The 18,884-nt window shown below is 72.7% G+C and carries 17 protein-coding genes; 8 read left to right on the forward strand and 9 right to left on the reverse strand.

The genetic code is table 11. The features are described 5' to 3' along the window. Positions 1 to 122 precede the first annotated feature (122 nt). Positions 123 to 1,640 carry an acyl-CoA synthetase gene (locus K377_RS02815; protein ID WP_111661447.1) on the forward strand — a complete coding sequence of 506 codons (1,518 nt, stop codon included), beginning with the start codon at positions 123 to 125 and terminating at the stop codon, positions 1,638 to 1,640. On the opposite strand, the gene K377_RS02820 is transcribed toward K377_RS02815, so the two are convergent. Next, on the reverse strand, positions 1,616 to 3,979 hold the full coding sequence (locus K377_RS02820) for an excinuclease ABC subunit UvrA (protein WP_111661448.1): 2,364 nt from the start codon (positions 3,977 to 3,979) through the stop codon (positions 1,616 to 1,618). The two genes, K377_RS02815 and K377_RS02820, sit on opposite strands and share 25 nt — an antisense overlap. Positions 3,980 to 4,176: 197 nt before the next feature. On the opposite strand from K377_RS02820, the gene K377_RS02825 reads away from it, so the two are divergent. Then, entirely contained in the window at positions 4,177 to 5,781 is a 1,605-nt protein-coding gene (locus tag K377_RS02825) for a phosphodiester glycosidase family protein (protein WP_375605898.1), read from the forward strand. Between the two features lie 75 nt (positions 5,782 to 5,856). Next, the gene (locus tag K377_RS02830; protein ID WP_111661449.1) at positions 5,857 to 6,846 is read left to right on the forward strand and encodes an alpha/beta hydrolase family protein; all 990 of its coding nucleotides are present in this window, start codon (positions 5,857 to 5,859) and stop codon (positions 6,844 to 6,846) included. A 14-nt stretch (positions 6,847 to 6,860) separates the two neighbouring features. Here the strand turns inward: K377_RS02830 and K377_RS02835 are convergent, their stop codons facing one another. Further along, positions 6,861 to 7,868, reverse strand: a complete 1,008-nt coding sequence (locus K377_RS02835) for an LLM class flavin-dependent oxidoreductase (protein WP_111661634.1) — start codon at positions 7,866 to 7,868, stop codon at positions 6,861 to 6,863. 53 nt (positions 7,869 to 7,921) lie between these two features. On the opposite strand from K377_RS02835, the gene K377_RS02840 reads away from it, so the two are divergent. Then, positions 7,922 to 8,410 (forward strand): HAD family acid phosphatase, encoded by a 489-nt coding sequence (locus tag K377_RS02840; RefSeq protein ID WP_111661450.1) that lies wholly within the window; start codon positions 7,922 to 7,924, stop codon positions 8,408 to 8,410. Between the two features lie 23 nt (positions 8,411 to 8,433). Here the strand turns inward: K377_RS02840 and K377_RS02845 are convergent, their stop codons facing one another. Further along, positions 8,434 to 8,649, reverse strand: coding sequence for a dodecin (locus tag K377_RS02845; protein WP_111661451.1), 216 nt, complete (start codon positions 8,647 to 8,649; stop codon positions 8,434 to 8,436). 170 nt (positions 8,650 to 8,819) lie between these two features. Here K377_RS02845 and K377_RS02850 point away from each other — a divergent pair, with 170 nt between their 5' ends. Further along, positions 8,820 to 10,112 carry an extracellular solute-binding protein gene (locus K377_RS02850; RefSeq protein ID WP_375605899.1) on the forward strand — a complete coding sequence of 431 codons (1,293 nt, stop codon included), beginning with the start codon at positions 8,820 to 8,822 and terminating at the stop codon, positions 10,110 to 10,112. A 75-nt stretch (positions 10,113 to 10,187) separates the two neighbouring features. On the opposite strand, the gene egtD is transcribed toward K377_RS02850, so the two are convergent. The 4 genes from egtD to egtA are packed head-to-tail and all read right to left on the reverse strand — an operon-like array spanning position 10,188 to position 14,588. Continuing rightward, the gene (egtD, locus tag K377_RS02855; protein ID WP_111661452.1) at positions 10,188 to 11,162 is read right to left on the reverse strand and encodes an L-histidine N(alpha)-methyltransferase; all 975 of its coding nucleotides are present in this window, start codon (positions 11,160 to 11,162) and stop codon (positions 10,188 to 10,190) included. After that, on the reverse strand, positions 11,159 to 11,911 hold the full coding sequence (egtC, locus tag K377_RS02860; protein WP_111661453.1) for an ergothioneine biosynthesis protein EgtC: 753 nt from the start codon (positions 11,909 to 11,911) through the stop codon (positions 11,159 to 11,161). The genes egtD and egtC overlap by 4 nt, the downstream gene beginning before the upstream one ends. Further along, on the reverse strand, positions 11,911 to 13,284 hold the full coding sequence (gene egtB / locus K377_RS02865) for an ergothioneine biosynthesis protein EgtB (protein ID WP_111661454.1): 1,374 nt from the start codon (positions 13,282 to 13,284) through the stop codon (positions 11,911 to 11,913). The genes egtC and egtB overlap by 1 nt, the downstream gene beginning before the upstream one ends. Further along, entirely contained in the window at positions 13,281 to 14,588 is a 1,308-nt protein-coding gene (gene egtA, locus K377_RS02870) for an ergothioneine biosynthesis glutamate--cysteine ligase EgtA (RefSeq protein ID WP_111661455.1), read from the reverse strand. The genes egtB and egtA overlap by 4 nt, the downstream gene beginning before the upstream one ends. Before the next feature lie 235 nt (positions 14,589 to 14,823). Here egtA and K377_RS02875 point away from each other — a divergent pair, with 235 nt between their 5' ends. Continuing rightward, entirely contained in the window at positions 14,824 to 15,681 is an 858-nt protein-coding gene (locus K377_RS02875) for a TIGR02452 family protein (RefSeq protein WP_111661456.1), read from the forward strand. Here K377_RS02875 and K377_RS02880 read toward each other — a convergent pair. Next, on the reverse strand, positions 15,666 to 16,121 hold the full coding sequence (locus K377_RS02880; protein ID WP_111661636.1) for a type II toxin-antitoxin system PemK/MazF family toxin: 456 nt from the start codon (positions 16,119 to 16,121) through the stop codon (positions 15,666 to 15,668). The genes K377_RS02875 and K377_RS02880 overlap by 16 nt on opposite strands. A 71-nt stretch (positions 16,122 to 16,192) precedes the next feature. Here K377_RS02880 and K377_RS02885 point away from each other — a divergent pair, with 71 nt between their 5' ends. Together K377_RS02885 and K377_RS02890 are read left to right on the forward strand one after the other, a co-directional pair. Next, positions 16,193 to 17,266 carry a glycosyl hydrolase family 18 protein gene (locus tag K377_RS02885; RefSeq protein WP_111661457.1) on the forward strand — a complete coding sequence of 358 codons (1,074 nt, stop codon included), beginning with the start codon at positions 16,193 to 16,195 and terminating at the stop codon, positions 17,264 to 17,266. Between the two features lie 93 nt (positions 17,267 to 17,359). Next, positions 17,360 to 18,412 (forward strand): LacI family DNA-binding transcriptional regulator, encoded by a 1,053-nt coding sequence (locus K377_RS02890; RefSeq protein ID WP_111661458.1) that lies wholly within the window; start codon positions 17,360 to 17,362, stop codon positions 18,410 to 18,412. 26 nt (positions 18,413 to 18,438) lie between these two features. Here K377_RS02890 and trxA read toward each other — a convergent pair whose 3' ends face one another. Beyond that, entirely contained in the window at positions 18,439 to 18,843 is a 405-nt protein-coding gene (trxA, locus tag K377_RS02895) for a thioredoxin (protein ID WP_111661459.1), read from the reverse strand. Positions 18,844 to 18,884 lie beyond the last annotated feature (41 nt).

Here is an 18,884-nt window from a genome sequence, read left to right on the forward strand (position 1 = left end):
CGCCCTCACACGTCCCGCGAACAGCGCGGGGTGGGCGGGACCGGGAGCAGGTGCTCTCCCGGTCCCGTCATCGCGTTACAGGGTCTGACGCTTCGTCATGTCCGCGGGGTACCGTCCCCTCCATGTATCCGGGAACGTACGACCGAGCCAGGCCGGCCGTCGTCACGGCCGACGGCGACACCACCCTCACCTACGGCGAGCTGGAGGAGAACTCGCTGCGCCTCGCCGACCACCTGCGCACGCGGGGACTGCGCCGGGGCGACCATCTCGCCCTGCTCTGCGGCAACGAGCCGCGCGCGATGGAGGTCTACTGGGCCGCGATGCGCTCCGGCCTCTACCTCACGGCCGTCAACCACCACCTCACCGCCGACGAGGCCGCCTACATCGTGCGCGACTGCGGCGCGAGCGCCCTCATCGTCTCCGGACCGCTGAGCGAACTCGGGGCGGCCGTCGCCGATCTGGCGCCCGGCGTCACCCACGTGCTCGGTCTCGACGACGGCACCTACGACGCCGCGCTGCGGGCCGCGTCCGCCGAGCCGCCCGAAGTCCAGCCGCGCGGCACCGACATGCTCTACTCGTCCGGGACCACCGGCCGCCCCAAGGGCGTCGAACCCGCCCTGCCGGAGGGCGACGTCCGCACCGAACCGTCCACGGTGCAGCTCCTCTTCCAGCCCATGTACGGCTTCGACGAGAAGACGGTCTACCTCTGCCCCGCACCGCTCTACCACGCGGCGCCGCTGCGCTTCTGCGGCACGATCACCGCGACCGGCGGCACCGTCGTCCTGATGAACTCCTTCGATGCGCAAGGGGCGTTGGCGGCCATCGAACGCCACCGGGTCACGCACAGCCAGTGGGTGCCGACCATGTTCGTCCGGATGCTGAAGCTGCCCGACGCCGTCCGTGAGCGGTACGACACCTCGTCGATGAAAGTCGCCGTGCACGCGGCGGCGCCCTGTCCTGTTGAGGTGAAGCGTCGGATGATGGAGTGGTGGGGACCCGTCCTGTACGAGTACTACTCGTCCACCGAGGGTAACGGGATCACGTTCATCGGCCCGGACGAGTGGCTTCGCAGACCGGGTTCCGTCGGACGCGCCGGTCTCCTCGGCGAGTTGAGGATCTGCGACGAGGAGGGGAAGGTCCTGCAGGCAGGGGAGACCGGCACCGTCTACTTCGAGCGCGACGAACTCCCCTTCCGCTACCACCGCGACGACGACCGCACCCGCGAGGCCCAGCATCCCGAGCACCCGTCGTGGACCACCACGGGCGACATCGGTCACGTCGACGAGGACGGCTATCTCTTCCTCACCGACCGCAAGGCGTTCATGATCATTTCGGGTGGGGTCAACATCTACCCGCAGGAGATCGAGGACTGCCTCGTCCTGCACCCGGCGGTCGCCGACGTGGCCGTCGTCGGGGTGCCGGACGAGGAGATGGGGGAGTCGGTACGGGCGTACGTGCAACCGGCCGAAGGCGTCTCCACGGGAGCGGAGTTGGCGGCCGAACTGATCGGCTACGTCCGTGACCGCATGGCGCACTACAAGGTGCCCAAGGACGTCGAGTTCGTCGATGCCCTGCCCCGCACTCCCACCGGAAAACTGGCCAAGGGCAGGCTCCGTCAGGGCAGCAGGCGCGCGAGATAGGGGGCGGTGCGGCTCTCGGGGTGAGCGGCCACCTCGGCGGGCGGCCCCGCCGCGACGACTCGGCCGCCCGCATCCCCGCCGCCGGGGCCCATGTCGATCACCCAGTCCGCGCCCGCGACGACCGCCATGTCGTGCTCCACGACCACCACGGAGTGCCCCGCGTCGACGAGGCCGTTCAGCTGCCGCAGCAGCACCTCCACGTCGGCCGGGTGCAGCCCGGTGGTCGGCTCGTCCAGGAGGTACAGGGTGTGGCCGCGCCGCACCCGCTGCAACTCGCTGGCCAGCTTGATGCGTTGGGCCTCGCCGCCGGAGAGCTCGGTCGCGGGCTGGCCGAGCCGGAGATAGCCGAGACCGACGTCGAGCAGCGTCCGCAGACTGCGCTCCACGGCCGTCGCCGCGGGATCGTCCGCGAAGAACGCCGCCGCCGACTCCACGGTCAGATCGAGGACTTCGGCGATGTTCAGCCCCCGGTACGTGACCTCCAGCGTCTCCTTGTTGTAGCGGGCGCCCCCGCAGGTCGGGCACGGCGCGTACGTGCTCGGCAGGAAGAGGAGCTCGACGCTGACGAACCCCTCGCCCTGACAGGTCTCGCAGCGCCCGCCGGTCACATTGAAGGAGAACCGGCCCACGCCGTAGCCGCGCGCCTTCGCCTCGTCGGTGGCCGCGAACACCTTGCGCACGACGTCGAACAGGCCGGTGTAGGTCGCGAGGTTGGAGCGCGGTGTGCGCCCGATCGGCTTCTGGTCCACGACCACGAGGCGCCCCACACCCTCCCGGTCCTCCGTGATCTCGCCGATCAGCGTCGACTTGCCGGACCCCGAGACGCCGGTGACGGCCGTGAAGGCGCCGAGCGGGACGTCGACCGTCACGTCCCGCAGATTGTGCCGGGTCACCGGGCCGAGCGTGAACCAGCCTCGTGGAGTACGGATCTGACGCGTGGTCACCGGGGCGTCGTCGAACAGGAAGCGGGCGGTCGCCGAGCGCTCGACCCCCTTCAGCGCCGCCACCGGACCGCTGTGCAGCACCTCGCCGCCGTGCTCACCGGCCAGCGGACCCACGTCCACCAGCCAGTCCGCGTGCCGCATCACGTCCAGATGGTGCTCGACCACGAAGACGGAGTTCCCGGCCGACTTCAGCCGGTCCAGGACCGTGAGCAGCGACTCGGTGTCGGCCGGGTGCAGACCCGCCGACGGCTCGTCGAGGACATACACGACACCGAAGAGACCCGACCTCAACTGCGTCGCGAGCCGCAGGCGTTGCAGCTCGCCGGCCGACAGGGTGGGAGTGGCGCGGTCCAGGCTCAGATAGCCGAGGCCGAGCTCGGTGACCGTACCGATCCGGGCGCGCAGATCCTCGGTGAGCACGCGCGCCGTCTCGGAGGGGTCGGGCGTGTCCAGGACCCCGGCCAGTTCCGTCAGCGGCAGCCGGGCCAGCTCCGCGACGTCACGCCCCGCGAACGTCACCGCCAGCGACTCGGGCCGCAGCCGCGCACCGCCGCACACCGGACACGGCGCGCTGTCCAGGAACTTCTCCGCCTTCGCCCGCAACGACTGGCTCTTGGAGTCCGAGAAGGTCTTCAGGACGTACCGGTTCGCGCTCATGTACGTGCCCTGGTACGGGCGTTGGATGCGGCCGGCGTCCCGCACCGGGTGCACGGTCACCACCGGCTGCTCGTCCGTGAACAGGATCCAGTCCCGGTCCTCCTGCTTCAGCTCCCGCCAGGGCCGGTCCACGTCGTACCCGAGCGCGTCGAGGACGTCCCGCAGGTTCTTGCCCTGCCAGGCGCCGGGCCAGGCCGCGATCGCGCCCTCGCGGATCGACAGCGACGGATCGGGGACCAGCAGCTCCTCCGAGGTGCGGTGGACCCGGCCAAGACCGTGGCACTCCGGGCAGGCGCCGGCCGCCGTGTTCGGGGAGAAGGCGTCCGAGTCGAGCCGCTCCGCGCCCGGCGGATAGGAACCGGCTCGCGAGAACAGCATCCGCAGCGAGTTCGAGAGCGTGGTGACCGTGCCCACCGAGGACCGGGACGTCGGCGCCGAGCGGCTCTGCTGCAACGACACCGCGGGCGGCAGCCCGCTGATCTCGGCGACCTTCGGCGCCCCGACCTGATGGATGAGGCGGCGCGCGTACGGGGCGACCGACTCGAAGTAGCGGCGCTGCGCCTCCGCGTAGACGGTCCCGAAGGCGAGCGACGACTTGCCCGAGCCCGACACCCCGGTGAAGACCGCGAGGACGTCCCGGGGAACGTCGACGTCGACACCCTTCAGGTTGTGCTCACGGGCGCCGCGCACCCGCACGAAGCCGTCGTGGCGCGGATCGGACGGGGCGGGGTGGTGCATGGGGCGGGCTCCCGGTCGGGCGGAGGTCACTCTTCGTCGTGCTCCATGATCCACCCACCGGGGGCGGTGGCGCGCGCCCGGCGGCGCGGCCGGCGCACGTCCCGGAGAACGTCCGATGAATGATGTGCACATGCCTTGACGGGCCGTCGCGGGCCCCAGCACCGTTACGAGGTCTTCTTCGGTCGAGTGGGGGATTCGTGAACAGCAGACTGTTCGGCGTCGGCGCGGCACTGTGCGCCCTCGCCCTCGTGGGCGCGGCACCGCCACCGGCTTCGTCCGCGCCCCGGCACGGGCTGCCGCTCGGCGCCGCCGGCCTCTCCGAGACCCGGACGACCCGGACCCTCCAGCCGGGCGTGACGCTCACCCGCATCGTGCGCGGCGCCGACACCCCGGCCATGGACTGGACCGTGGAGCTGTCCATCCCGGGCGGCGCCGGATCCCCCGATCCGGACGCGCCGCCGAGCGCGCTCAAGGACGAGGAGAGCGCAGGCGAACTCCTCACGGCGCTGCGCGCCAAGGGCTTCGACGCCCGCTCCGAGAAGGTCACCACCCCGGCGACCGCCGACTACGCGGGCGGCACGCTCGGCTGGCGGGTCCGCGTCGGCACCTTCGCCGACGAGAGCGCGGCCACCGCGGAACGCACCCGGCTGCGCGCCGCCGGATACACCGGGTCCGCCTGGTACACCGGCTGGGACGGCGACGCGGGCGACCGCGGCCCCTGGCACATCGACGTCCTCACCATCGACCCGAAGAAGTTCCACGGCGACCTCAAGGCCTCCTACGGCGCCGACCTGGAGAACCGCGAGACGACCAGCGCGCTCGCCGCCGCCGACGGAGCGAGCGCCGGGGTCAACGCGGGCTTCTTCGTCCTCGACCCGAAGGCGGGCGCCCCCGGCGACCCGGCCGGCGTCGGCGTCTACGACGGGCAGCTGCTCAGCGAGGCGGTGAACGGCCGCCCCGGCCTCGTCGTCCACGACTCCGCGCGCGGCACCGACGTCACCCGCTTCACCTGGAGCGGCACCGCCACCGCGGGCCGCACCTCGCTCCCGCTGGACGGCGTCGACCGCGTCCCCGGCCTGATCCGCAACTGCGGCGGCACCGCCGACGACCTGCCGACGGCCCGGCCCCTGCACGACACGACCTGCATCGACCCCGACGAACTCATCGCGTTCACCCCCGAGTTCGGCAAGGAGACCCCGAAGGGCGAGGGCGCCGAGGCCGTGCTCGACCGGCACGGCAAGGTCGTCGAGGTGCGGTCCTCGCGCGGCGTCGCCCTGCCCGCCGGCGGCCGCAGCGTCCAGGCGACCGGCACCGCCGCCGCCCGGCTCACCGCACTCGCCGAGGCCGGCCGCACCCTGCGCGTCCGGAGCGGCCTGAAGGACACCAAGGGCCGCCCCGTCACCGCGTCCCGCACCACCAGCGTCGTCAACGGCGGCCCCGAACTCGTCCGCGACGGCCGCCTCCACGTCACCCCGGCCACCGACGGCATGGTGCAGCCCGGCAACCCGAGCTTCTACTACGGCTGGGTGCACAAGCGGAACCCGCGCACCTTCGCCGGGACCGACGCCGCGGGCCGGACCGTCCTCGTCACCGCCGACGGCCGCAGCACCGGATCGCTCGGCCTGAGCATCCCGGAGAGCGCGGCGGTCGCCCGGGCGCTGGGCCTCACCGACGCCGTCAACCTCGACGGCGGCGGCTCGACCACCATGGTCGTCGACGACCAGGTCATCAACGACCCGTCCGACGCCACCGGCGAACGCCCGGTCGGGGACGCCCTCCTGGTGCTCCCCGCCACACACTGACCCCGCACCTCCAGTACGGAAGCAGGCCAGGTACCGCACCGGAGCACGATCCGCCGACGCCCCACGGGAGCCGCCATGACCGCCGCCCTGACCCGCCGCGCCAGACGCCTGCTGCTCGTCCTGGCCGCGCTGCTGCTCACCTTCGGGGCGGCGCCGTCGACCGTCGCCGCCCCGGCCCCGCCCGCCGCGGAGGTCGTCGCCGTCACCCAGGTGGCCGAGCGGCAGGTGGACCTCTCGGTCCGCGCGTCGGCGCTCGGCGGCCGCACGGTGAAGGTGCGCCTGCTCACCCCCGACGGCTGGGACCCCGCCGACCGCGGCAGGCACTGGCCCACCCTGTGGCTGCTGCACGGCTGCTGCGGCGACTACACGTCCTGGACCGCCAAGACCGACGTCGCCTCTCTCGACAGCCTGCGCCACGTCCTCGTCGTCATGCCCGAGGCCGGCTGGAACGGCTGGTACAGCGACTGGTGGAACCACGGCCAGGGCGGCGACCCCGCCTGGGACACCTTCCACACCCGCGACCTGCGCCGCCTCCTGGAGCGCGACTGGGGCGCCGGCTCCCGCCGGGTCGTCGCCGGTCTCTCCATGGGCGGTCAGGGCGCGCTGATCTACGCGGCCCGCCACCCCGGCATGTTCAGGGCGGCGGCCGCCTACTCCGGCTCCGTCCACCCGCTCCTCAACGACGAGTCCACCACCCGCATCCTGGGCTTCTTCGCCGGTCAGAACACCGACCCGCTCCGCGTCTGGGGCGATCCCGTCGCCCAGCGCGCCATCTGGGCCGCCCACGACCCGTACCACCTGGCGAAGCGCCTGAAGTCGCTGCCGGTCTACCTCTCCAGCGGCGACGGCACCGCGGGCCCGCTGGACCCGCCGGGCACCACGAACGCCCTGGAGGCCGACTTCGACCGGCAGAACCACGCGCTCGCCGACCGCCTGAAGAGCTTGGGAGCCCAGCACCTCACCACCCACTTCTACGGCCCCGGCACCCACACCTGGCCGTACTGGCAGCGCGAACTGCACTCCTCGCTGCCGATGCTCCTGCACGGTCTCGGCCTGAAGAGCTAGCGTCGGGCGGGGCGTCAGGCTGGTGTCAGGCGGGCGATCCGGGCCAGCCGGCGGTACGACTCCAGCAGGCCCTCACGGTCGTACGTGCTGGTCGTCACCAGCACCTCCTGCGCCCCGCTCTCCTTGATCACCGTCTCCAGCTCGTCGGCGACCTGCTGCTCGGTGCCCGCGATGTGGCCGCGCAGGCCGGACTCGTAGAACTCGCGCTCCTTCGCGGTCAGTTCCAGGGACGCCACCCGCTCGGCGGGCGGCAGCGGCGGGAACGTGCCGTGCGTGCGCGAGTGCGCCATCGACCACGCCTCCGGGATCAGCAGCCGACGGGCCTCCGGCTCGCTGCCCGCGACCGCGACCGTCCCCGAGATCACGACGTACGGTTCCGCCGCCCACGCGGAGGGGCGGAACTCGGCACGGTAGCGGTCGATGCCGCGCAGCATCTTCTCCCGGCTGCGCAGATCGCCGATGACCATGGGCAGACCCGCCCGGGCCGCGATCGAGGCGCCCTCGCCCATCGCCAGGACGAACGGCGGCAAGGTCAGCCCCTCGGACGGGCGGGCGTGGGCGCGCGTCGCCGACGTACCGGTGAAGAACGCCAGGAGTTCGTCGAGCTGGCCCGCGAAGTCGTCGGCGACGTCCTTGTCCCGGCCCAGCGCCCGGCGCACCCCGTCCGTGAACCCGACCGACCGGCCCAGGCCCATGTCGATCCGGCCCGGGAAGAGCGCCTCCAGGACCCCGAACTGCTCGGCCACCACCAGCGGCTGATGGTTGGGCAGCATGACGCCGCCGGTGCCGACGCGCAGCCTGCGCGTGGCCCCCGCGACGGCCGCCGCCAGCACCGTGGGAGCCGAACCGGCCACCCCGGGCACCCCGTGGTGCTCGCTGACCCAGAACCGGTGATACCCGAGCCGCTCCAGGTCCTGGGCGAGCGCGACGGTGTCGCGCAGGGCGTCGGGGCCGGAGTGGCCCTCGCGGGTGCGGGAGCGGTCCAGGACGGAGAAGCGGGTCGTCTCGATCACGGTGGTCACGTTCTGTTCAACGTACTGAGCCACCGGGGATTCCCGGCAATAGGCTGAAACCCGTGACCTCCGACAAGAAGCCGCTGGCTGTTTTCGATCTCGACGGAACGCTCGCCGACACCGCGCACCGGCAGCGGTTCCTGGAGCGGAAGCCGCGGGACTGGGACGGCTTCTTCGGCGCGGCCCCGGACGATCCTCCGCTGTCCGAGGGCGTCGCCCTGGCGCGGGAGAGCGCCGAGGAGTGCGAGGTCGTGTACCTGACCGGGCGGCCCGAGCGCAGCCGGGCCGACACCGTGGCCTGGCTCGCCGCGCAGGGGCTGCCCGCGGGCACGCTGCACATGCGACGTGACGACGACCGCAGGCCGGCCCGGCGGACGAAGCTGGAGATCCTGCGGCGCATGGCGCGCGGCCGCACCGTCCGGATGCTCGTCGACGACGACGAACTGGTCTGCGACGAGGCGGAACGCGCCGGATTCACCGTCGTGCGGGCCCGCTGGGCGAGCACGTCGACGGCCCTGAAGGACGCCCAGGAGCGCGAGGGACGTACCTGACGGCGGGTGGTGGGCCGACCGGCTCACTCACCGTCCTCGAGGCGGAAACCCACCTTCAGGCCCACCTGGTAGTGCTCGACCTCCCCGTCCACGATCTGGCCCCGGACCTGGGTGACCTCGAACCAGTCGAGGTTGCGCAGGGTCTGCGAGGCACGGCTGATGCCATTGCGGATCGCCTGGTCGATCCCCTCGTGGGAGGTGCCGACGATCTCCGTGACGCGGTACGTGTGATTCGACATGCTTCCACCGTGCCTCAGGCCGGGGACTTGCGCGAGGGATCACGCGTTCGACTTACTTCCCGGTAACTCTTGACCGCGGCAATGGTCCATACCAAAATCCAGCCACACCCGTACGAGCGTTTCGCTCGTTCCCCCACGTCGGGCCGAACCTCCCTGTCCGCAGGCAGAAAGTGACCCTCGTGATCTCCCGCCGTGCCCTGCTGTCCCTCGGTCCCCTCGTCGCCGCGTCCGGCCTGCTGACCACGGCGTGCAATGTGCTGCCGGGCGGTGACGCGGGACGGACCACCGTCACCGTGTGGCTGATGCAGGGCAGCGCGTCGGACGCCTTCATCGAACGGTTCACCAAGGACTTCGAGGCCGAGCACGGCGATCTGCGCCTCGACGTCCGCATCCAGGAGTGGACGGGCATCGGCGAGAAGGTCACCAAGGCGCTCGCCACCAAGGACGGGGGCTCCGGCGTCCCCGACGTCATCGAGGTCGGCAACACCCAGGTCCCGGGATACGCCGACGGGGACGGGCTGCTGGAGCTCTCGCTGGAGTCCGCGCGCGACCTCGGCATGGACGACTGGCTGCCCGGCCTCGCCGAGCCCGGCGCCGACAACGGCCGCCAGTTCGGCATCCCCTGGTACGCGGCCAACCGCGTCGTCATCTACAACACGTCCCTCTTCGACGCGGCCGGCATCAAGAAGCCGCCGAAGACCCGGGACGAATGGCTCGACATGACGCGCCGCCTCGACTCCGGCGGCACACAGGGCATCTACCTCGCCGGGCAGGACTGGTACACGCTGTCCGGCTTCATCTGGGACGAGGGCGGTGAACTCGCCCACGAGTCGGCGGGCACCTGGACCGGCGCCCTGCACACCGACGCGGCCCTGCGCGGCATGGCGTTCTACGGTCAGCTCCAGGCGCTCGGTGACGGCCCCAAGGACGCCGACGAGGAACACCCCTCGCAGGCCGACCGGTTCGCCGAGGGCGACGTCGCCCAGATCATCTCGGTGCCGGGCTCCGCGCAGCGCATTCTCCAGAAGAACCCGTCCCTGAAGGACAAGCTGGGCTTCTTCCCGATCCCGGGGAAGACGGCGGCGCGCGCCGGTGCCGTGTTCACCGGCGGCTCCGACCTCGTCATCCCCGCACACACCGCCCACCGCTCGGCCGCGGTCGCCGTGGTGGAGGCCCTGGCCGGGAAGAAGTGGAACACCGACCTGGCCAGGACCATGAACTACGTGCCGAACAAGACCACGCTCGCCGCCGCGGTGGCCGGCGAGCCCGGTGTCGCCGCGATGGCCGTGGGCGCCGCCCACGGCAAGGCGACCCCGGCCTCCCCCCTCTGGGCGGCCGTGGAGGCCGCCGACAACCCCATCAAGTCCTACATGTCCCGGGTCCTGATGGGCGCCGACCCGAAGACGGAGGCCCAGAAGGCGTCGAAGGAGATCACGAAGCGCCTGGACGACCGGGCCGAGTAGACGGAGACCGGCGCCCCGTCAGGGGCGCGGGGAACTGTGCCACCAGCCACGACGCGCCGGCACCCGGAGAACTCCTCAGCCCCCGACCCCGCTGAGCGACAACGCGAACCGCCCCGCGTCATCGGTCCACCAGTGCGTCAACTCCATCCCGGCGGAGCGCAGTTCGCCCGCGACCCCGTTCCGCCGGAACTTGGCGGACACCTCGGTCCGTACCTCCTCACCGTCCGCGAACTCGACCACCAGATCCAGCGCCGGAATCTTGACGACCTGCTCCCGAGCGGAGCGCAGCCGCATCTCGATCCACTCGGCCCGCCCGTCCCACAGGGCGACATGCCCGAAGGCGGCCGGGTCGAAGTCGGCGCCCAGCTCCCGGTTCATCACGGCCAGCACGTTCTTGTTGAACGCGGCCGTGACCCCGGCCGCGTCGTCGTACGCGGCGACCAGCTCGGCCTCGTCCTTGACCAGGTCCGTGCCGAGCAGGAAGAAGTCGCCCGGCGAGAGCATCCCGCGCACCGACGCGAGGAACGCCGTCCGCTCCTCGGGCAGCAGATTGCCGATCGTGCCCCCGAGGAACGCCACCAGACGCGGCCCCGGAGTCGCGGGGAGCACCAGATCGCGGGTGAAGTCGGCGACGAGCGCGTGGATGTCGAGTCCGGGACGGTCGGCGTGCAGCGAACGCGCCGCACCGCGCAGCGCGCTCTCGCTGACGTCCACCGGCACGTACGCCGCGAGATCCGGCAGCGCGTCCAGCAGATGGCGGGTCTTGTCCGACGAGCCCGAGCCCAGCTCGACCAGGGTGCGCGCCCCGGTCGCCGCCGCGATCTCGGACGCGCGGGCCACCAGGATCTCCCGCTCGGCCCGGGTCGGGTAGTACTCGGGCAGCGTCGTGATCTCGTCGAACAGCTCGCTGCCGCGCGCGTCGTAGAACCACTTGGGCGGCAGCGTCTTGGGGGAGCGGGTCAGACCGTGCAGGACGTCGGCCCGCAGGGCCGCGCCGGTCGCGTCCTCGGGCAGGGTGCGGGTGACGTCAAATGGGGGGTTCGTGGTCACGCGGGCTCCTTGAGCGGGGTGAGCAGGACGTCGGTGCGGCTCGCGGCGAGCAGGGTGCGGTCGGGCACCTCGACCCAGCGCGGATCGTCGTCGTAGGGCTCGGAGGCGACGACGGTGCCGCGAGCGGGGTCGGCGAGGTACCACAAGGTGTCGCCCCAGGCCGTCGCGGCGATCGTCTCGCCGTTGGTGAGCAGGAGGTTGAGACGGGCCGCGGGCTGCGCCTCGGCCACGTCGAGCACGGTGTCGGCCAGCGCCTGGGCGGGCTCGTCCCCGGTGCGCAGCCGGTGCAGGGCGAGCGCCCACAGGAACGCCGCGTCGCACCGCGCCTCCATCGACAGCAGGCCGGCGGCGGGCAGCGCGGACACGAGCGGGGCCAGCGACCCGGGCCAGCCCGGCACCGCGCCGTTGTGGCTGAACAGCCAGGGGCCCGCCGCGTACGGCGCCGCGGCGGCCTCCCCGTCCGCGCCCGCGAGCGTCGCGTCCCGTACGGCGGCCAGCAGCGCCCCGGAGCGGACGACCCGGGTCAGATCCGCGTACGCGGCGTCGCCCCAGACCGGCCCGAAGCGGCGGTAACGGGCGGGCACCGGGTCCCCGTCCGCGTACCAGCCCACGCCGAAACCGTCGGCGTTGACCGTCCCGTGCCGCTGTCTGCGCGGCTCCCAGGACTGGCGGAACAGACTGTGCGGCGGCGCGTTCAGCACCTCGCCGAGCGCCACCGGTGGTCCCAGGTAGGCAAGATGACGGCACATCAGGAACCGTCCTCCCGCGCCTGGGCGTCCCGCGCCGTGCGGAAACCCGAGAAGATCTGGCGGCGCACCGGAAGGTCCCAGTTGCGGAACGTGCCCCGGCAGGCGATCCGGTCCACCGCGAACGACCCGCCGCGCAGCACCTTGTGGTCGGAGCCGAAGAAGACCTCCGAGTACTCGCGGTACGGGTAGGGGGCGAAGCCGGGATAGGGCAGGAAGTCGCTGGCCGTCCACTCCCACACGTCACCGATCAGCTGCCGCACCCCGAGCGGCGACGCACCGAGCGGATAGCTGCCGGCGGGGGCCGGGCGCAGATGGCGCTGGCCCAGGTTCGCCCGCTCCGGCGTCGGATCGGCGTCGCCCCACGGGTAGCGCGTCGAGCGGCCCGTCGCCGGATCGAAGCGGGCCGCCTTCTCCCACTCCTCCTCCGTCGGCAGCCGGCGCCCCGCCCAGCGGGCATAGGCGTCGGCCTCGTACCAGCTCACGTGCAGCACCGGCTCGTCGGGCGGCACCACCTCCGTCACCCCGAACCGCCGGCGCAGCCACTGGCCGCCCGCGTCCCGCCGCCAGAACAGCGGTGCCTCCAGGCCGTGGTCGCGCACCATGGCCCAGCCCGCCGACGACCACCAGTCGGGCGTGCGGTAGCCGCCGTCGGCGATGAACTCCAGATACCTCCCGTTCGTCACCGGCGCGGTGTCGATGAGGAACGGCGGCACCAGGCGGGTGTGGGCGGGCCGCTCGTTGTCCAGTGCCCAGGGCTCCGCGGACGTCCCCATCGTGAACGGGCCGCCGGGTACGAGCACTTCGGCCGGTCCGGTGAACGGGACGGCGAGCGGTTCGGGGTCCGGAGCGGTCAACGCCGTCGCACCCGTACGGAGCTGATGGGTGATCAGCATCGTTTCGTCGTGCTGCTGCTCGTGCTGGGCGATCATGCCGAAGGCGAAGCCCGACCGGGTCAGCCGCGCGCCTCCTTCGGCGTCGAACGACGCGCCGGCCAGCACGTCCAGGGCCCGACCGCGCACCTCCGCCGCGTAGCCGCGTGCCTCCTGCGGCGCCAGCAGCGGCAGCTTGGGGCGCTCGGCACGCGGATGCTCGAACGCGTCGTACAGCGGGTCGATCTCCGGCCGGATCGCCTCCCGGCCGCCGACGGCCCGCAGCAGCCACTGCTCCTCCTGATTGCCGATGTGCGCGAGATCCCACACCAGCGGGGACATCAACGGCGAGTGCTGCGCCGTCAGTTCGGGCTCCTCGACGCAGCTCGTGAGCAGCGTCGTGCGCAGCCGCGCGGTCTCCAGGGCCTCGACCGCGCGGCTCCTGAGCGCCTCCGGGTCCATGGCCCCGCTCTCCGCGCCTTCCGGGGTCTGCTGACTGGTCATGAGCGGACGGTCCTCCCCTGTGCGGATGCGGTCGCGGGACCGCTGAGCCGGTCGAGCACGTCGTCGGCGGGACAGCGGCCCCGCAGGACGTAGCGCTGTGTGAAGTCGGCGACGGCCCGGATCACCCCGGGGTCCGCGCCGATCCGGGGGAGCGCGTCGAGCGCCGCGGTGAAGCAGGCCGCGGCCGCCTCCCGCAGCTCCGGATCGGTGAGGGCGAGGCGGGCCGCGTCCTGCCACAGCGGGTTGTGCGGCGCGGGCAGCGGCCCGGAGCGCTCCGCCAGCGGCTTCACGGCCCGGTACGCGGTCTCGGCGGCCTGCGGATCGTCGAACAGGGCCGTCGTCACGGCGAGCGGGATCAGCCAGCCGTCGTCGCCGTCCTGGGCGTCGATCATGCGGAGTTCGAGGTGGCCGCGCGGGCGCACCGGCGGGAACAGCGTGGTCAGGTGGTAGTCGAGGTCGGACCGGGTCGGCGGGCGCGGAGCACCCGTGCGCACCCACTCACCGAACGTCAGCCGTTCGGGCACCTCCCACGGCCCGCTCTCCCGGCGTACGCACATCACCGGCGCGTCGAGGACGTGCCGCGCCCAGGCCGTGCGCGGCTCCGCGGCCGGGCCGGGCGCCCCGGAGCGTCCCCGGTCGATGCGCTCCCACAGCAGCTGCCGCGTGGAGCGCCAGCCGGTGGCCCGCCCGGACAGCATCGGTGAGTTGGCGAAGGCGGCGACGAGGACGGCGCCGAGCAGGTGGGACAGCACCCAGCGCCTGCCGTGGCCCAGGGGGCCCGGTTCCTCGTACCCCGCGTCCAGGCACACCTGGACGGACGCGGACGAGCACATCATGGAGCGGCCGGCGGGACCGGCCCGGTCGAGGGAGGCCTCCAGGGCGTCGTAGCGGGGTTCGTGCAGGACGCGGCGGGGCGGCCGCCAGGGGTCGGTGCCCTGGCCCGAGAGTGCGAGGCCGTGCTCGCGGAGCACGGAGCGGACGGTGGTCAGATCGGCCCGCATGGCCGAGACGCATTCCGTGAGGGTGGCGGCGGGGAGCGAACTGAGCTCCAGCTGGCCGCCGGGTTCCACCGTGAGTGCCGAGTGCAGGGGCACGGCACGCAGTGCGACATAGGCCGCGTCGAGTCGTTCGGGAGCCAGTGGGAGCCAGGGCGCCCCCTGCGGGCGCGGCTCGTGGACGATCCATTCCAGTTCGACACCGACCGTGCGCGGCGGTCCGGTCTTGAAGCAGATGCCCCGGATCAGGGCCTCCACCTCGGCCTCGGTGCGCAGTACACCGGGGCTCGTACAGTCTGCCTCGCTCATACCGGGATTCCTCCTGGTCCTCACCCGTTCCATGGTCCCCGGTCGGGGCCATGGCGTCGATTCGGCCCGGGTCGGGCCTTTTCGGGCAACGCTCGTCCTACCCAAGACCCTCGCCGGGAATCGCACAAGGGTGCGCCTCATGGTGGGAGTGGCCCGATTCGCCCGGCGAAAACCTGTTGTCCGCGAGGTCACCGAGCGCACACGATGGGTTCATGAGAAAGACGGGGGAGGGCGTGTGAGCGCCCGGCTGCGGGAGATCGCGCAGCGCACGGAGGAGATCGTCGCCGCGGGGGAGTACGTCACGGGGGACGGGCGCACGATCCACCTCGCCGACGCGGTGGCACGGGCCAGGGAAGGGACTCGCGTGTACGGTCCCGAGCCGGTGACCGTGCCGCACGCGCCGGCCGTGGCGACGCCGTCGGTCGAGGTCACGGGGGAGAGCAGCCTCGACGCGGCGCGCCGCATGACGGGGGAGCGGGCGGAGCGGATCGCGGTGCTGAACTTCGCGTCCGCCCGCAACCCCGGCGGCGGTTTCCTGAACGGGGCACAGGCCCAGGAGGAGGCCGTCTGCCGGTCCTCGGCGCTCTACACCTGCCTGCTCGAAGCGCCGGAGTTCTACGAGCACCACCGCGCCGACCGCGATGTCTTCTACACCGACCGGGTCATCCACAGCCCCGGCGTACCGGTGTTCCGGGACGACCGCGGCCGGCTCCTCGACGAGCCCTTCGAGGTGGGCTTCCTGACCTCACCCGCGCCGAACGCCGGGGTGATCGCCCGCCACACCCCGGAGCGGGTCGACCGGATCCCCGCCGCCCTCGCGAGCCGCGCCGGGCGCGTCCTGGAGGTCGCGGCGCTGCACGGCTACCGACGCCTGGTGCTCGGCGCGTGGGGCTGCGGCGTGTTCCGCAACGAACCCGAGCAGGTCGCGCGGGCCTTCGCGGACCTGCTGGACGGCCGCTTCCACGGCCGTTTCGAGCAGGTCGTCTTCGCGATCCTCGACCGCACGAAGGACGCGGCGACCCGCTCGGCGTTCGAGCGGGTCCTCACCGGCCGCCAGGGCCTGTCTCCCAGGGCCGCTCAGCGCCAGCCGTAGCGCTCCCGCAGCCGCAGCACCACCGTGTTGAACCGGCCGCGGTCCAGGGCGCACGCCTCGCGCCGCATCCCCTGGTCGTGCACCCGCAGCACCCGGTCCAGATCCACCCACGAGTCGCGGCCCTCCCGGTCCCACGGCCCGGAGCCGAGCGCCACCCACTCGCGGTCCTGGTCGTGCCGCTTGCTCGACAACTGCACGGCCAGCAGCGTCCCGGCCGCCTCGCGGGCGACGACGAGAACGGGACGGTCCTTGCCGCGCCCGTCGTTCTCCTCGTAGGGCACCCACGTCCAGACGATCTCCCCCGGATCGGGGTCGCCGTCGTGCGCGGGCGCGTACTCGGTGCGCACCGGGCCCACCCGGCGCGGCTCGGCCTCCACCGTGGCCGTCGCACCGAAGCGGCCGGGGTGCTCGTTCGCGGAATCATCCGTAAAGGCAGTCACGCGGGTCACGTTAGAGCCTGGACGGCCCAATCCGTGCGGCGGGTCCGGCGGTCGGCCCACAGGCTCGGGGCATGGCACGACGACGCATACACCTGACCGCCCTGACCGCACTCCCCGCGTTGCTGCTCCTGGCCGGCGCCCTCGCGCCCGTCACCGCACGGGCCGCCGACACCCCGGCCGCCGACACCCTGGCCCCGCCGCGCACCGTCTCGGCCTGGCTGCCGTACTGGGACCAGGAGAACGCCTACCAGGACGCCCTGGAACACGCCGCCCAGATCCGCACCATCAGCCCCTTCTGGTACCAGGTGAAGTCCGCGGGCCGCGTCGACGGCCACCCCGGCGCAGGGGAGCGCCGCATCATCAACGGCCTGCACGACAAGGGCATCCAGGTCGTCCCGACGGTGATGGAGACCATGAAGCCCGGCGCCCTCGGCGCCGTCATGACCAGCGCCGACCGCCGCGCCGAACACATCGACGCGCTCCTCGCCGTGGTCCGCAGCCGCGACTACGACGGCATCGACCTCGACTACGAGACCATCGCGCCGAGCCCCGACGCCACCTACCGCGCCGTGCGCACCGGGTACGCCGACTTCGTCACCGGTCTCTGCGCCCGCCTGCACGAGATGCGCAAGCAGTGCTTCGTCACCGTGACCCCCAAGACCCGTACCAGCGGCCGCGTCTGGGACTACGAGCGTCTTGGCGCCGCCGCCGACCGGGTCCGCGTCATGGCGTACAACCTGCACTACGCCGAGGGCGCCCCCGGCCCGCTCTCCACGCCGCAGTGGTACGACGAGATCCTGGCCACGGCCACCGCCCAAGTCCCGCGCGCCAAGCTGGAGATGGGGCTGCCCGCCTACGGCTGGAACTGGGCGGTCGGCGACAAGGCCCGCGCCCGGCACGTGACATGGAAGGACGCCGAGGCCCTGCGCCGCAAGGAAAAGGCGCCGTACACCCTCGATCCCGACTCCAGCACCCCGCACTTCACCTACCAGGACGGCACGACCCGCCGCACCGTCTGGTACCAGGACGCGCGCGGCACCGCAGCCCACCTGACGGTGCTGCGCGACCACGGCGTCCCGCACACGGTGCTGTGGGCGCTGGGCTTCGAGGACCCCGGAGTGTGGAAGGTGCTCGCCGACGGCTAGGCACCTCAACGGCCGCCGCGCGAAAGCGTGTTGAAGGCACGTACGGCACGGAGTGCCCGCCCGGCGTCCGGTGCGGGCACCCCTTCTGGAAGGATGCCGTACGTCATGGTGGAGAAACCGCAGATACCCAGTCAGCAGCCCGCGCCCGGCGATTCCGTGGGCCCGTCCCGCGGCTCGGCGCCGACGAGCGCGGACGTCGCGCGCCAGGCCGGGGTCTCGCGCGCCACCGTCAGCTACGTCCTGAACAACACCAGCGCCGTACGGATCAGCGAACCCACCCGGCGTCGCGTCCACGAGGCCGCCAAGGAGCTCGGCTACGTCCCGCACGCGGCCGCCCGCAGCCTGCGCGCCGGGCACACCCGCATCGTCCTCATGCCGGCGCCCGACGTACCGGCCGGCACCCTGTACAGCGGATTCCTCAACGAGTTCCAGTGGGCGCTGAGCCGGTTCGACTACACCGCCGTGCAGTACGGGAGCGTGGGCGTCGGCGGCGACGACGCGGCCCGCGCCTGGGCCGAACTGCGGCCCGTCGCCGTCCTCGCCCCGGTCGGCATGGGCCGGCGCGGCATCGGCATCCTGCAACGGTCCGGCGCCAAGGCCGTCATCACGCTCGGCGCGGAACCGGTCGAGGGAGCACACGCCCTGATCGCCGACCACCGCGCGGTGGGCCGGGTCGCGGCGGACCATCTGCGGGAGCGCGGGCACCGTCGGATCGGGGTGCTGATGCCGCGGGAGGAGGGCCTGGACGCGTTCGCCGCACCACGCCTCGCGGGCATTCGGCAGGCAGGCGCCGAGGCGGTCGCGCTGCCGGTCTCCTACGACGAGGAGAGCGCGGCCCAAGTGGTCGCGAGGATAAGAGAGTCGGGGCTCGGCGCCGTCTTCGCCTTCAACGACGAGTACGCGATGCTGCTGATGCGGGCGTTGCAGGACGCGGGCGTCGGCATCCCCGACGACGTGTCCGTCGTCGGCGCCGACGATCTGATGCTCGGGCGACTGCTGCGGCCCCGCCTGACGACCGTCCGGCTCGCCCTGCCCTCCGGGCAGGAACTGGCGGAGTTCGTCGACCGGCTCGTGCGCACCCCGGCAGCCGAGCCGGAGACCAGGGACGTGCTCGGCGCGAGCCTGGTGCGGCGCGAGTCCACCTGACCCCGGCCGCACCCGCCCCGAAGGGCTCAGGCCTCGTCGGTCGGCTGTCCCTGCTGCCCTTGCTGAGCCTGCTGCTCGGCGACGGACTTGCGGACCTCGTCCATGTCCAGCTTGCGGGCCTGGCCGATCACGTCGTCCAGCGCCTCCTGGGGGAGCGCGCCCGGCTGGGCGAACACGGCCACCTGGTCACGGACGATCATCAGCGTGGGGATCGACTGAATGCCGAAGGCGGCGGCCAGCTCGGGCTGCGCCTCCGTGTCGACCTTTCCGAAGACCAGGTCGGGGTTGGACTCGGCGGCCTTCTCGTAGACCGGGGCGAACTGCTTGCAGGGCCCGCACCAGGACGCCCAGAAGTCGATCAGCACGAACTCGTTCTCCGTGACCGTCTGATCGAAGTTCTCCTTCGTCAGCTCCATGGTGGTGCTGCTCATGGTGTTTCCCTCTTCCTGCTTCCTGGGTTCGGGGGCGAAGC

Origin of the sequence: Streptomyces sp. PsTaAH-137, from assembly GCF_003259365.1 — a bacterium.
GTDB lineage: Bacteria > Actinomycetota > Actinomycetes > Streptomycetales > Streptomycetaceae > Streptomyces.

Bases quoted from the DNA above. Each gene is read 5' to 3' on its own strand.
- K377_RS02885 (WP_111661457.1), top strand. From the start codon at position 16,193: ATGGCACGACGACGCATACACCTGACCGCCCTGACCGCACTCCCCGCG.
- K377_RS02815 (WP_111661447.1), top strand. From the start codon at position 123: ATGTATCCGGGAACGTACGACCGAGCCAGGCCGGCCGTCGTCACGGCC.
- K377_RS02845 (WP_111661451.1), bottom strand. From the start codon at position 8,649: ATGTCGAATCACACGTACCGCGTCACGGAGATCGTCGGCACCTCCCAC.
- egtB (WP_111661454.1), bottom strand. From the start codon at position 13,284: ATGACCAGTCAGCAGACCCCGGAAGGCGCGGAGAGCGGGGCCATGGAC.
- K377_RS02890 (WP_111661458.1), top strand. From the start codon at position 17,360: ATGCCGTACGTCATGGTGGAGAAACCGCAGATACCCAGTCAGCAGCCC.
- trxA (WP_111661459.1), bottom strand. From the start codon at position 18,843: ATGAGCAGCACCACCATGGAGCTGACGAAGGAGAACTTCGATCAGACG.
- K377_RS02830 (WP_111661449.1), top strand. From the start codon at position 5,857: ATGACCGCCGCCCTGACCCGCCGCGCCAGACGCCTGCTGCTCGTCCTG.
- egtC (WP_111661453.1), bottom strand. From the start codon at position 11,911: ATGTGCCGTCATCTTGCCTACCTGGGACCACCGGTGGCGCTCGGCGAG.
- egtA (WP_111661455.1), bottom strand. From the start codon at position 14,588: ATGAGCGAGGCAGACTGTACGAGCCCCGGTGTACTGCGCACCGAGGCC.
- K377_RS02820 (WP_111661448.1), bottom strand. From the start codon at position 3,979: ATGCACCACCCCGCCCCGTCCGATCCGCGCCACGACGGCTTCGTGCGG.